11 protein-coding genes are annotated in these 12,785 nt (G+C 42.1%); 5 read left to right on the top strand and 6 right to left on the bottom strand.

What is annotated here, in order from left to right; all coding sequences use genetic code 11:
* Positions 1-58: 58 nt before the first annotated feature.
* Both J7384_RS15290 and J7384_RS15285 read right to left on the bottom strand, forming a co-directional pair.
* Positions 59-1,192, bottom strand: coding sequence for an ATP-NAD kinase family protein (locus tag J7384_RS15290; protein ID WP_209115400.1), 1,134 nt, complete (start codon positions 1,190-1,192; stop codon positions 59-61).
* Positions 1,179-1,799, bottom strand: a complete 621-nt coding sequence (locus J7384_RS15285; protein ID WP_209115398.1) for an elongation factor P hydroxylase — start codon at positions 1,797-1,799, stop codon at positions 1,179-1,181. Before J7384_RS15285 ends, J7384_RS15290 begins: the two co-directional genes overlap by 14 nt.
* A gap of 211 nt (positions 1,800-2,010) precedes the next feature.
* Here J7384_RS15285 and J7384_RS15280 point away from each other — a divergent pair, with 211 nt between their 5' ends.
* The 4 genes from J7384_RS15280 (at position 2,011) to J7384_RS15265 (ending at position 6,767) form a co-directional block, all read left to right on the top strand.
* On the top strand, positions 2,011-2,481 hold the full coding sequence (locus J7384_RS15280; protein ID WP_209115396.1) for an Lrp/AsnC family transcriptional regulator: 471 nt from the start codon (positions 2,011-2,013) through the stop codon (positions 2,479-2,481).
* Positions 2,482-2,600: 119 nt separating this feature from the next.
* Complete coding sequence (locus J7384_RS15275; protein WP_209115395.1) at positions 2,601-4,301, top strand: von Willebrand factor type A domain-containing protein; 1,701 nt, start codon at positions 2,601-2,603, stop codon at positions 4,299-4,301.
* The gene (locus tag J7384_RS15270) at positions 4,294-6,090 is read left to right on the top strand and encodes a HAMP domain-containing sensor histidine kinase (protein WP_209115393.1); all 1,797 of its coding nucleotides are present in this window, start codon (positions 4,294-4,296) and stop codon (positions 6,088-6,090) included. The genes J7384_RS15275 and J7384_RS15270 overlap by 8 nt, the downstream gene beginning before the upstream one ends.
* The gene (locus tag J7384_RS15265; RefSeq protein ID WP_209115392.1) at positions 6,087-6,767 is read left to right on the top strand and encodes a response regulator transcription factor; all 681 of its coding nucleotides are present in this window, start codon (positions 6,087-6,089) and stop codon (positions 6,765-6,767) included. The genes J7384_RS15270 and J7384_RS15265 overlap by 4 nt, the downstream gene beginning before the upstream one ends.
* A 50-nt stretch (positions 6,768-6,817) precedes the next feature.
* Here the strand turns inward: J7384_RS15265 and J7384_RS15260 are convergent, their stop codons facing one another.
* From J7384_RS15260 to dnaK, 3 genes are all read right to left on the bottom strand, one after another.
* Positions 6,818-7,549, bottom strand: a complete 732-nt coding sequence (locus J7384_RS15260) for a hypothetical protein (protein WP_209115391.1) — start codon at positions 7,547-7,549, stop codon at positions 6,818-6,820.
* A gap of 87 nt (positions 7,550-7,636) precedes the next feature.
* The gene (dnaJ, locus tag J7384_RS15255; RefSeq protein WP_209115389.1) at positions 7,637-8,779 is read right to left on the bottom strand and encodes a molecular chaperone DnaJ; all 1,143 of its coding nucleotides are present in this window, start codon (positions 8,777-8,779) and stop codon (positions 7,637-7,639) included.
* A 311-nt stretch (positions 8,780-9,090) separates the two neighbouring features.
* Positions 9,091-11,016, bottom strand: coding sequence for a molecular chaperone DnaK (gene dnaK, locus J7384_RS15250; RefSeq protein ID WP_209115387.1), 1,926 nt, complete (start codon positions 11,014-11,016; stop codon positions 9,091-9,093).
* A gap of 325 nt (positions 11,017-11,341) precedes the next feature.
* Between dnaK and J7384_RS15245 the strand changes: the two genes are divergently transcribed.
* The gene (locus tag J7384_RS15245; protein ID WP_209115386.1) at positions 11,342-12,004 is read left to right on the top strand and encodes a hypothetical protein; all 663 of its coding nucleotides are present in this window, start codon (positions 11,342-11,344) and stop codon (positions 12,002-12,004) included.
* Between the two features lie 126 nt (positions 12,005-12,130).
* Here J7384_RS15245 and grpE read toward each other — a convergent pair whose 3' ends face one another.
* Positions 12,131-12,751 (bottom strand): nucleotide exchange factor GrpE, encoded by a 621-nt coding sequence (gene grpE / locus J7384_RS15240; protein ID WP_209115385.1) that lies wholly within the window; start codon positions 12,749-12,751, stop codon positions 12,131-12,133.
* Between the last annotated feature and the right edge of the window lie 34 nt (positions 12,752-12,785).

Here is a 12,785-nt window from a genome sequence, read left to right as displayed (position 1 = left end):
TTTATACCTAAACTTAAACCTAAATCTAAGCTCAGGGCTATTAATAAACTCTGGTCTATTACTCTGGACTTGCAACGGGATACAAGACTTGGTCGTTATATCCGGTCACTATCGGCAAATACCCGGCTAATTCTTGATCTAAGCTTGGATCGCCAGAGTCACTAATCAACGGGCGTTGGTTTAACGCCTGCAATTTGGTTTTAGTTGCGACAATAATAATATTCTCTTTGCCTATGGCGCGAATCACTCTTGGGCTTAGCTGCTGATTACCACGCCCTAAAATATGACCTTGACCACCAATCAGGGTGATCACTAGCTTGACACCATGGCTCTGCGCTTTTGCGTGTTCTATGGCTGACCAAATTTCAGCTTCGGTGACATCAGATTGCACGAGCATTTGCTCTTTAACTAAGTCAACTCCAAGTAAAGTGCTATCTAGCGCGAGTTCTTCCATAATAAAAGCCGTTGTAGAACCAGAGCCAATAACAAACAACTCATCTTCCATTTGGTCGATAACATGGGCAGCGATATCTTGTAGCACTAATTCATCAGATTCTTTACCGCCGGCTTTTACCGCTTGGACATAGCGCAGTTCACTTGGAATTTGCATTTCACCATAGCGCTTAGCCTTGACAACCCCTTCGCGAAAGAGCGATTCGTCAATGTCCATAACATCGGCATCAGTTAATGAAACCAACTCTTTGTTAACCATTAACTCAACAACTCGACCTGCTGCACTTGGCGTCACAGCATACACGCCAGAATGTATTTTACAGCCTGCCGGAATGCCCAAAACAGGAAAGCTATCATCGACCGCGTGACAAATATTGCGAGCAGTGCCATCGCCACCAGCAAACAGCAAAACATCGACTTGTTCAGCAATGAGCTTCGCGACACTATTTTCTGTATCTTGCGCTGTAGTTTGAGCCGATTCTGGTTGAAAAATACAAACGACGCTAAAACCAAGCTCTTTGGCTATGCGCTCCCCCATTTCTCCGGCAGCGGTGTAAATGGTAATTTGATCGCGATAAGACAGTAGTACGTTAAGTGCCAGCGCCGTGCGTTTATTTGCCATTGGCTCGGCACCAAGGGCTAGCGCTTGTTCAGCCATACCATCACTGCCCTTAAGGGCAACGCTACCGCCAAGGCCGGCAACCGGGTTAACGATCAGCCCGAGTTTAAACTGCGACATCAACTTTTTCCTCTGAAACTAATACCTCTGAAGCCAACCTCTCTAACGTCAAGTCAGTTTGATAGTCAAACTGTTCAATTGAGAGTGGGTAAGGTATTTGATAAAAATTGGCAAGCGCAAGAATAAAATCATCAGCACGCGCTGGAAAACCAGTATCTAAATATTGTTTTACCTGCTGATAAACTTTGGCCTGAAAAGCAAAACGGTCAGGCTCAAAATCGCCATTGAGATTATCAACTGAAACAGTAAAAGGTTTGCCCGCAGGTTTGCCCGCAGCGACACAAAACGCCCACTCAATAGCTTGTGGTTTTACTTCTACCTGCTCAAACTGGCTTTGTTGATCTTGGTCTCGACCATCAGGTAAATACCAATAGCCGAAATCTTCCAACAACCGCCGAGCCTCACCAGCAATGCACCAATGACTAATCTCGTGCAGTGCACTGGCGTAATAACCATGGGCAAAAACAATGCGGTGATAACTGACTTGATCATCTGCAGGTAAATAAATAGGCTCGTCGCCCCCTTTTACCAACCGCGTGTTAAAACGTTCAGCAAAAGTTTGCTCAAACAATACAATCAAGTCTTGATAACGGTGTGATTTAGTCATTTATAAAACAAAATAGTGAAAAATATAGCGACAATACGCGCTTACGCCCACGACAAAAACAATATTATCAACATAATACCATTTCCACGGTTAATTTCAGAAATAGAAAAAATTTAATAGATAATAACCAAAATAACTTTGCATGACGAATTATATTCGGATATGGTGAGTAAATTAAAATACGAGAAATTAACGGCTGGCTGTATAAACCATGAAAAAACTCGACGATATCGACTTGCGAATTCTGACTATTCTATTTAAAGACGCCGATATTACCAACAAAGAGCTCGCTGCTCAAATAGGCATCGCGCCTTCGACCTGTTTAGAACGCGTTAAGCGCATGAAACAATCAGGTGTCATTAAAAATGCCTTTATCGATATCAACTTTAAAAGCCTTGGTGGCAATATACAAGCGATTGCAGCCATTCGCTTACAGCCGTACTCAGAGCAAATCGTCAACCAATTGCGAGACGACTTGCTGCAACTACCAGAAATTGTCAGTTTATATCACATGGGTGGCAGCTATGATTACTTTATTCACATGTCAGTGAAAGACAGCGAACACTTGCGCAAATTTGTCTTCGACGCCATCACCTCTCGCGATGAAGTCACAACTGTTGAAACCTCACTGGTGTTTGAGCACAGTCGCAGTGGTGAGCTGCCTAACTTTAGTGATGAGTAACAAGTAAAACTAACGTGATAACTCGGTGACAAAAACCGTGAAAAAATGATGAAACCATGACAAATAATCGTTAGCTTATACCTAATATAGTGCTCATTAGTCAAAACAAGGATAAGCTCATGAGACATCATCAATCCGTACTTCCGATACTTGCAGCTGGTATGCTTTTACTATTTCTAGCCAGCTGCTCAAACCAGCACAGCAACGAATATGACGCGGCGACATCTTCAAACGAAAATGAAGAAGTCGAAAGAATTGTAGTTACTGGCAGTAGAATGTCGCTAGCCGACCAAAAAGCGGCTGGAGTAGCACTTAAACGCAAACAAACCAAGCAGCGCAATGAAAAACCAGCATTGTCTCAAGCCGAATTGATTAAATTGGCGCAAGTGCCCGAGTCAAGCTATCAAATTTTCAAACGCTACGGTGTTAACCCGACTATCTCCAGTCAAGACCAAGCGCTATCGACCTTTTCAATGGATGTTGATAACGGCTCTTACAAGCTTGCCGCTAATATGCTCAATAACAACCGCTTGCCCGCTCAAGAAGGTATAAGAATAGAAGAGTTTGTCAATGCGATGAACTACGATTATCAACACAGCCAAGATGTTTTCTCACTTAGCGCCGAAGTGTTCCCTTCACCCTTTAGACATGGCTACCACGTGTTGCACTTGGGCGTCCAAACCCAACGATTGGCTGAATACGAACGCAAAGCGAGTAACATAGTCTTGGTTGCTGATATTTCAGGCTCAATGGCTTCAGACAGTAAGCTTGAGTTACTTAAGCAATCGCTAAAAACCTTAGTATCACAACTAGGACCCAATGATCGGGTTGCTTTAGTTAGCTACAACGAGATTGCCCAGGTTGTATTACCAAGTACAAGCGCCTCATACAAGAGAGCCATTAACAAGGCAATTGACACACTCTCATCTGGCGGCAGTACCAATGTCGAAGCCGGTTTATCACTAGCCTACCAGCAGGCAACTGAGATGTTTGTCCCAGGATTAAACAACCGCGTTATATTAACCTCCGACGGTATGGCCAATACTGGCGCAACTTCTCCTACCGCAATTTTACAACAAATAGAAACACACAAAGAGGAAGGCGTATTTTTAACAACGATCGGCGTTGGGCATAGCATGTTCAACGATTATTTACTTGAGCAGCTAGCCAATCAAGGCAACGGTCATTATTTGTATGTTGCCAACCAAGGCGATATCCAAGCCAGTTTTGTCGATGGTATTTCACGCCAGCTACAAACGGTTGCTAAAGATGCCAGAGTGCAAGTAACCTTCAACCCAGATCAAGTTAGCCATTACCGACTACTAGGTTATGAAAACCGGCAGCTTAACAACGTTGATTTTACCAACGCGGCAAAAGATGCCGGAGAAATAGGTGCAGGACACAGTGTCACTGTACTTTACGAAGTTAAGTTAACTAGCGAAACAAACAACTCTGATTTGGCTAACGTGTCTATCGCCTATAAAAAGCCACTTGGTCAGCAACTTCACTACATCAGTAAAGAAATTCCCAAAAGTGTTGTCAGAGCCATAGAAACAACCTCTTCTGACAGCAAATTGTCACTCGCGACAGCAGCCTTTGCTGAAAAGCTAAGACAATCTTACTGGTCGCGAATTTATCCGTACCAAGCAATAACCGATTTGCTTGAAACGCTTCCAGTTCGTTATCAGCAAACGCAACAAGTGATTGAGTTAGCCTCACTAATTAAACGTGCAAATCAGCTTGATCACAGAGCAGATCCTTATATTGATGATCACCCAATCAACACCTTGAACTTTGACCGAGTACCTTTACTTGACTAAGGTAACGCCAGCGGTGTTAAAAACTTCTATTTACGCTGCGATCATCGTCATCGCAGCCATTATTGGCGGCTTGTTTTTAGTTGAGTATCAACTCACTCAGCAACTGCTGGCGAATAACAAATCGTTACTGCAAACAACCGTCAATAAAACGTTTAAAGCCCTAGTTGATAATAAGATTGCTCAATACCCGAATAATCGAGCCTATATTGAAGAAAATTGGCGAACGTTGTCTCGCCCGTTTTTATTTAGGTCAGCTAGGAAAATAATCTACCCACATCAGTTTAAAGGCAGTAAAAGCAGTGTTCTAAGCGATAAATGGCGTTATTACGAAACATTTACAACCGATGGGCTTAACGGCGAAGAACGCGTTCGAGTTCAGGCATTGGCTCAGTTAAAGCAAGCTTTGGTGACTGAAGATGCAAAGACCATTAAACAAGCGATCACAAGCTATTTTGAGCATGTTGAAAATTACCAGCTATCGCCGCTATCAGAGGTGATTTCAGGGTTAACGTTTTTACAAATAAATACCAATCACCAGTGGAATCCGGCGCTTATTGAACAACTTATCCTTACCGACAATGGCATTCTAGTCCCCATCACTAATTACATTTTTCTTAAAAATAAAGACTTTAGTTATGCTGATTTAAAAAAGGCCGTTAACCAAATTAACTCGATACTTGAGCAAGCAAACCTAGCAACTCAATGGTTCAACCAAAATGTCGATCTAATGACCTTGAAATGGCCAGAGACACTAGCCAATCCATTGATGACAAAGACTGTTGTCAACGAGCAATGGCTTTATGCGCCCTTGCCCAACCATAGTGAGCTACTGATTCCATTTAACACTGAAGATATTACCAAACAAGTCAGCAAAACGTTGACTAAACAGGGGCTCTTAAATAGCGACGACTCAATAGCATTAATGCCACTGGATTGGCCGGCATCAATAGATAGTATTGAATATAAAATCGATAAACCTTTGTGGGTAAAGACTGACTCTGACCACAAGTTCTATTTGGTGATAAAACTAGCCCTTTTGTCTATTGCGATGGCTGCCTTAATTTTTGTCGTAAAAATCATGTTCAAGCGCTACGAGAAAAAACACGACTATTTAAATGCCAAAGAGCAGTTTATCCATTTGGTGAGTCACGAATTTAAAACGCCTCTAGCTGCATTGAGAATTATGTCGGAAACGCTCGCCAAAAGAGCCGAGAAACAATTGGATCTAAAAGACTACCCCGAGAGAATTATTACAGAAATAGACCATCTTTGGCTAATGGTCGATAACTTGTTATCCGTTAACCGGCTTAAATCAGACAATGACCAGCTCAACTGTAGCCCAATTAACCTCTATCAAACCCTCAACCGGGTAACAGAGACATTTGCCCGACAAAGTAACCGAAATATTCAACTATCAAATAATCTAGATCCAACACTCAGGCTACATGCAGATCCACTACTTATTGAACTCGTTTTGAATAATTTGATCAGTAATGCCGTCAAGTATTGTGATGAAACAGAGATATTGATTAGCGTCGAGTTTGACAGTAAATTTTTTAGTATCATTTTTACTGATAACGGCATCGGTATTGCTAAAGCTGACTGGCAGAAAGTATTTAATCAGTTCGAACGACTACCACAAAAGAAATCGATTAAAGGCACAGGAATAGGCTTATATCTGTGTAAATTGATTATGGATAAGCATCAAGCAAAAATGAAAATTGCCGAATCAAATAGCAACGGAACAAGGTGGCTCTTGTCTTTTAACGCGGACAATATTGAAGTATGAGCAAGTGTATCGCAGTTATTGAGGACGACGAAAATCTCAGAAATTCGCTGGTAGATTATTTAGAGCTAGAGGGCTATCAAGTATTCAGCTTTGAGCTATTAGAACAAGCGCGGTGTTGGCTCAGTGCCAACCAAGTTGATCTAATTTTACTCGACATAATGTTACCCGATGGCAACGGCTACCAATTTAGTCGATGGCTCGAACAAAATTCAAATGCCCTTGTACTTATGCTGACAGCAAGGAGTATGGAGCAAGATATTATTGAAGGGTTCGTTTCCGGCGCTGACGACTACGTGACAAAACCATACCGAATTAGTGAGTTACTACTTAGAATAAAAGCCTTACTTAAACGACAACAGCCAAAACAAGCCGCGCAAGATACCACGGTTATTAATGGCTTTGATGTTAATTGGCAACTCAGGGAAGTCAGCCATCAAGGAAGAGCCTTACACCTTACCAAAACCGCTTTTGACATTCTTCAACACCTGTATTCGCAATGTAATCAAGTGTGTAGTAGAGAACAAATTTTAGATAAGGTTTGGGGAGAAAACGTCTACGTTGACAACCGAACCATAGACAATTTTATTTCAGTATTAAAGAAGCAGTTAAACCTTCAACCAGGGCAGCACTATTACATTAAAACTGTTCGCGGTGTTGGTTACTCAATGATTCGCTAAACTTAACCGATAAATATCACGTTAGGGGTTAAGCTTAGCGATAAATGGGGCTAGTGATACTCACTTTTCGCTTCGGGTTTAAAGTCTTCAGTTTCATAATACAAAGGCTTTAGCGTGCCGCAATGGAGAAATCGGCTCAGTAGTTCATTCAGGCGCGGTGTCGCTGACGAGGTGCGAATGGTTTGCGGACAACCTGACGTTAAGTCAACGTGTAAGATGTGATCATAACTTGGCGCTTGTTGAATTTTATGTACTAGTAAGCGATCGCTTTTTGAGTTGTAGCTAACCAGCTCGTACGACTGACTATTGCTCGAAGGCTCTAGTTCTTTCAACTCACGAACAAACAGTAACTCGTCAAAAACAATATCCATATCAGGGTAAATTAACTCGCCATCACGCTCAAAATGCCCCAAGTAAACGTCGGCTTTCAATACCATTTCTTCACCGCGCATTAACCGCTGTAAATTAAATTTTTCAGGCTTAATCGTGACTAAGTCGTTGTGTTTTACCAACTGAGATAAGGCTAAGTTACCGGCCATTTTTAGCTTGTAAATTAATTGAACGTCGTGCGGTTTTTTATAAAGCGGCATGTGCGAAGCAAATACCGTTGAGTTTTTATTCATCAAAGCCATACCATGAATACCAACATAAGCTGGATCTAGCGGTGGTAAATCGGCTGCTTCTTCAGCAACAGCCGTCAAAGTCAAACTACTGGCAATCGCCACTGCAGTGAATACTTTGCTCAATCCTCGTGTTAGCCATTGAGAAACGGACTTCAACATTAAAACTCTCCTATAAAAAATCCCGCACTTACCAATGTCAGTGCGGGATTATTATATCTTAATAAATGATGAATTAAATGATCAAGATTAAGACTTTAGATCATCAAAAAACTTTTTAACACCGTCAAAAAAGCCAGTTTCTTTCGGGCTGTGTTTTTTAGCACTTGAGCCCATTTTGGCATCGAGCTGGCGCAGTAGGTCAACTTGATCACCCGTTAAGTTTACTGGAGTTTCAATCACCACTTTACACATTAAATCTCCCGCAGATGCACTGCGTACTGATTTAACGCCTTTGCCACGTAACCGGAACATTTTTCCTGTTTGCGTTTCTTTAGGGATCTTAAGCTTAACTTTGCCTTCAAGGGTCGGCACTTCAATTTCACCGCCTAATGCAGCGGTTGTGAAACTAATTGGCACTTCACAGTAAAGGTTGTTTTCATCGCGAACAAAAATTGGGTGATCTTTAACGTGTACTTGGACATATAAATCGCCCGCTGGTGCGCCGTGCTCGCCCGCTTCACCTTCACCCGATAAGCGAATTCTATCGCCGGTATCAACACCTGCTGGAATTTTTGCGTTAAGGGTTTTGGTTTTTTCTACGCGGCCTTGACCACGACATGAGGTACAAGGATCTGAAATAACTTTACCTTGACCACCACAGGTAGGACAGGTTTGTTGAACGGCAAATAAACCTTGGCGCATTTGTACTTGGCCATGGCCATGACACGTTGAACAGGTTTTAGGTTGAGTACCTTTTTTGGCGCCACTGCCGCCACAAGGTTCACAGCTAACATAAGTCGGTACTTTAATTTCTACCGACTTGCCTTTAACCGCTTCTTCAAGGCTCATTTCTAAATTGTAGCGCAAGTCACTACCGCGACGCGCACGCGATTGACCGCCGCGTCCACCGCGACCGCCACCAAAAATATCACCGAAAACATCGCCAAAGATATCACCGAAGTCAGCGCCGCCACCAAAGCCGCCACCGCCGCCCATACCACCTTGTTCAAAGGCAGCGTGACCGTATTGATCATATGCAGCACGTTTTTGGTCGTCGTTAAGCACTTCATAAGCTTCTTTAACTTCTTTGAACTGCTCTTCTTTCTCTTTATCGCCTTTAGTGCGATCTGGGTGATACTTCATCGCCAGACGTTTATAAGCTTTTTTGATATCGCGTTCAGAAGCGCCTTTCGACACGCCTAATACTTCGTAATAATCACGTTTTGACATACAGGGATTTCTTTATTCTTACTTCAAATTTCTAAAAATTAGTATTAATTGGCTTATTAACTGAGTCGCTATTCACAAAGCGCCTCACGCAATTAACAAGCAAATTAACACCGCTTTAAAAACACAACAAAGCGCCGAAACCGACGCTTTATATTTATGTTCAAGGTGAACGACTATTAATTTGTTTGGTTATCACTGTATCGCTTTAGAGCAAGGCGGACACACGGAGCACTTACCTAACCAACATCGGTTTACTAAGTGAGTATGTCCAACGCAGCTATTGGGCGATACAGGCTTAACCAACAATTAATTTATTTGTCGTCTTTAACCTCTTCAAACTCAGCGTCTACAACGTCATCAGCTGGCGCTGCATCTGCTTCAGGAGCTGCACCTTCTGGAGCCGCGCCGCCTTGAGCTTGTGCTTTCGCTTGAGCAATTTCCATTAACTTGCTTGACGCTTCGATAACGGCTTGAGACTTCGCTTCAATCGCGTCTTTGTCGTCGCCCTTAAGCGCTTCTTCAAGGTCAGTTAATGCCGCTTCGATTTTCTCTTTGTCGTCGCTTGGTAAATCAGCACCTGCTTCTTCAATTTGCTTACGAGTAGCGTGAAGTAGGCCGTCACCTTGGTTGCGCGCTTGTACTAATTCTTCGAATTTAGCATCGGCATCAGCATTTGCTTCTGCGTCGCGTACCATTTGCTCAACTTCGTCATCTGATAAACCTGAAGATGCTTTAATGGTAATCTTCTGCTCTTTACCCGTGTTCTTGTCTTTTGCAGATACGTGCAAGATACCATCAGCATCAAGGTCGAAAGTTACTTCGATTTGCGGCATACCGCGTGGTGCTGGGTCAATACCTTCAAGGTTGAATTGACCGAGTGATTTGTTAGCACTTGCTTGCTTACGTTCACCTTGTAATACGTGAACAGTAACCGCCGCTTGGTTATCTTCAGCAGTAGAGAAGGTTTGTGACTGCTTAGTAGGGATAGTCGTGTTCTTGTCGATAACTTTAGTCATCACGCCGCCCATCGTCTCAATACCTAGAGAAAGCGGAGTAACGTCAAGAAGAAGAACGTCAGTAACATCACCAGAAAGAACACCTGCTTGTACCGCAGCACCAGAAGCTACTGCTTCATCAGGGTTAACGTCTTTACGTGGCTCTTTGCCAAAGAAGTCAGTAACAACTTGCTGAACAAGTGGCATACGAGTTTGGCCACCAACAAGGATAACGTCTGTTACGTCTGAAGTTGAAAGGTCAGCATCTGCAAGCGCAGTCTTTAACGGCTCTAAAGTCGCTTTAACCATATCTTCAACTAATGACTCTAACTTAGCACGTGTTACTTTGATGTTCATGTGCTTAGGACCAGTCGCATCAGCTGTTACATAAGGTAAGTTAACGTCTGTTTGCTGTGCTGAAGAAAGCTCACATTTTGCTTTTTCTGCCGCTTCTTTAACACGTTGCATCGCAAGTGCATCGTTTTTAAGATCAATGCCTTGGTCTTTTTTGAATTCGTCTACCAAGTAGTTGATTAAACGGTTATCGAAATCTTCACCACCTAAGTGAGTGTCACCGTTGGTCGCAAGTACTTCAAAGGTGTGCTCACCTTCAACTTCATCGATTTCGATGATAGAGATATCAAATGTACCACCACCTAAGTCATATACCGCAACAACTTTGTCACCTTGTTGCTTGTCCATGCCGTATGCAAGGGCAGCAGCTGTTGGCTCATTGATAATACGCTTAACGTCTAAACCTGCGATACGGCCAGCATCTTTAGTTGCTTGACGTTGAGAGTCGTTGAAGTAAGCAGGAACTGTGATTACCGCTTCAGAAACTTCTTCACCTAAGAAGTCTTCCGCTGTTTTCTTCATTTTCTTCAATACTTCAGCAGAAACTTGTGGTGGCGCCATTTTTTCGCCTTTCGCTTCTACCCAAGCATCGCCGTTGTCAGCTTTTTTGATACCAAATGGCATGATATCGATATCGCGTTGCACTTCTTTGTCTTCAAAGCGACGACCGATTAAACGCTTGATAGCGAATAAGGTGTTTTCTGGGTTTGTAACCGCTTGACGCTTAGCTGGTTGACCAACAAGTGTTTCACCTTCTGCACTGTATGCAATGATTGAAGGAGTCGTACGATCACCTTCCGCGTTTTCAATGACACGAACGTTTTCACCATCTAATACTGCAACACATGAGTTAGTGGTTCCTAGGTCAATACCGATAATTTTGCCCATCTTAGGATCTCCAAAATTCTTAAAACTAAATTTATTTCTTTCGATGACCAGTTAGTGGGGGCGTCAAATTGCTTTTCAACACTTACTAACAAAAAAAATGCGGATATTTGAAAAAAATGTCAAAAACCTGAAATTTTTTCAGGATTTGTTCTACGGTTGATTTATAAGCATCCCACTTTGTAGTAAGTAGTCGCTATATTTTTCGAGAGTTCAAAAGAAACAGGAACAGTAAATTGTCGACAACATAACAAAAATAAAGATTTTAAATGTGTAAATTAATCACAAATCCATTATTTTGTCGACAAAACAACAAACAAGCAAAGCGATGTCTTTATATATTATTCTCGGTTTTATCAACACAGCATTTATTGTCATCAGTTTAATCGGTATTTTTTCTCAATTAAAAACAATATGGCGTCGAAAAGCACAACAAAAAAGCGGCACAGAATTACTATCAATTAACCAATTTTCGGTGAGCTTTCTCGCTTATTTTTCTTTTTTTATTTATGGCTATAGCATTGAGCCTTTTAACCACTTCATCGTTTGGCCTAGGTTAGTTGCGTCAGTAATTGTCGCCATCATTTTATACGAAATCTGGCGTGAACGACGAAATAGTAAGGCTATTGTCACGATAACAATCACTGCCATTATTTTTATCGGTGGTTTAGCTGGCCTGCTCTACAACAACAGCATAAGCGACCACAGCCAGCTGATTTCAAGCGCACTGATTGTCATAATTACTCTGTTACTCGCGCAAGGTTACGGCCATCAAATAATGTTGATTATGCGCTCAGGCAAAACCGGCGCTGTTGATATTAGAATGAGTAAGTTTATTTTAGCGATGGACATTTCAACCATCGCCTTTGCTTTATCGATGGGACTTGGTAATGGCTGGCCACTATTATTACTGGCGTCAGTTAGCGCTAGCACTAAAATCATCATTATTGGCTTATTTCACAAGTACAATAAAACCAAGGCTACTCATTAAAAATAAAGGAGTGATACGCTCAATATTCTAATAGCCTAAACGTAGATATCTTTGCTATGACTGCACATAAAAAAACGCCAGCTAGCATTCCGCTAACTGGCGTTTTATATCTATTAAAATCAGTGATTAAGCAGAAGTATCAACGCTAGCTGCTTTTGATACCATCACCATGGCTGGACGTACTAAGCGACCATTTAATTCATAACCTTTTTGCATTACCGCGATAACCGTGTTCGGCTCAACACCCGGTACTTCTTGCATTGACATCGCTTGATGTAATTCAGGGTTAAACGGCTGATCTTGTGGGTCAATCGCTTTTACGTCGAATTTTTCTAAGGCAGACAAAAAGCTTTGTAAGGTTAATTCGATACCTTCAATCATCGCCTTTTGACTTTCGTCTTCTTTATCGGCACTTGCCAGCGCGCGCTCTAGGTTATCAACAACGGGTAACAATTCACCAGTGAACTTCTCTAGTGCAAACTTACGTGCTTTTTCAACATCTTGGGCACTGCGGCGGCGAATGTTTTCCACTTCAGCCTTAGCGCGAATTACTGAATCTTTTTGATCAGCAACCGTCGCTTTAACGGCAGCTAATTCAAGTTCTAGTTCGTTAATTTTCTCTTGCTCTGGGGTAATCACTTCGTGTGCGTGATCTAACTGCTCTTCTACCTGAGCTTCCGCTTCAGCAATGATATCTTCTGCTGATACTTCCTCAGCGACTTTATTTTCGGTTGACTCGTTAGTCATGAAAATCTCCAAGATTTAATTCAATACTTATTTC

Source organism: Endozoicomonas sp. G2_1 (genome assembly GCF_017744155.1).
Lineage (GTDB): Bacteria > Pseudomonadota > Gammaproteobacteria > Enterobacterales > Alteromonadaceae > JAGHQT01.
This window is presented reverse-complemented; position numbering and strand designations above follow the sequence as displayed.

Bases quoted from the DNA above. Each gene is read 5' to 3' on its own strand.
- J7384_RS15280 (WP_209115396.1), top strand. From the start codon at position 2,011: ATGAAAAAACTCGACGATATCGACTTGCGAATTCTGACTATTCTATTT.
- J7384_RS15290 (WP_209115400.1), bottom strand. From the start codon at position 1,192: ATGTCGCAGTTTAAACTCGGGCTGATCGTTAACCCGGTTGCCGGCCTT.
- dnaJ (WP_209115389.1), bottom strand. From the start codon at position 8,779: ATGTCAAAACGTGATTATTACGAAGTATTAGGCGTGTCGAAAGGCGCT.
- grpE (WP_209115385.1), bottom strand. From the start codon at position 12,751: ATGACTAACGAGTCAACCGAAAATAAAGTCGCTGAGGAAGTATCAGCA.
- J7384_RS15260 (WP_209115391.1), bottom strand. From the start codon at position 7,549: ATGTTGAAGTCCGTTTCTCAATGGCTAACACGAGGATTGAGCAAAGTA.
- J7384_RS15275 (WP_209115395.1), top strand. From the start codon at position 2,601: ATGAGACATCATCAATCCGTACTTCCGATACTTGCAGCTGGTATGCTT.
- J7384_RS15285 (WP_209115398.1), bottom strand. From the start codon at position 1,799: ATGACTAAATCACACCGTTATCAAGACTTGATTGTATTGTTTGAGCAA.
- dnaK (WP_209115387.1), bottom strand. From the start codon at position 11,016: ATGGGCAAAATTATCGGTATTGACCTAGGAACCACTAACTCATGTGTT.
- J7384_RS15245 (WP_209115386.1), top strand. From the start codon at position 11,342: ATGTCTTTATATATTATTCTCGGTTTTATCAACACAGCATTTATTGTC.
- J7384_RS15265 (WP_209115392.1), top strand. From the start codon at position 6,087: ATGAGCAAGTGTATCGCAGTTATTGAGGACGACGAAAATCTCAGAAAT.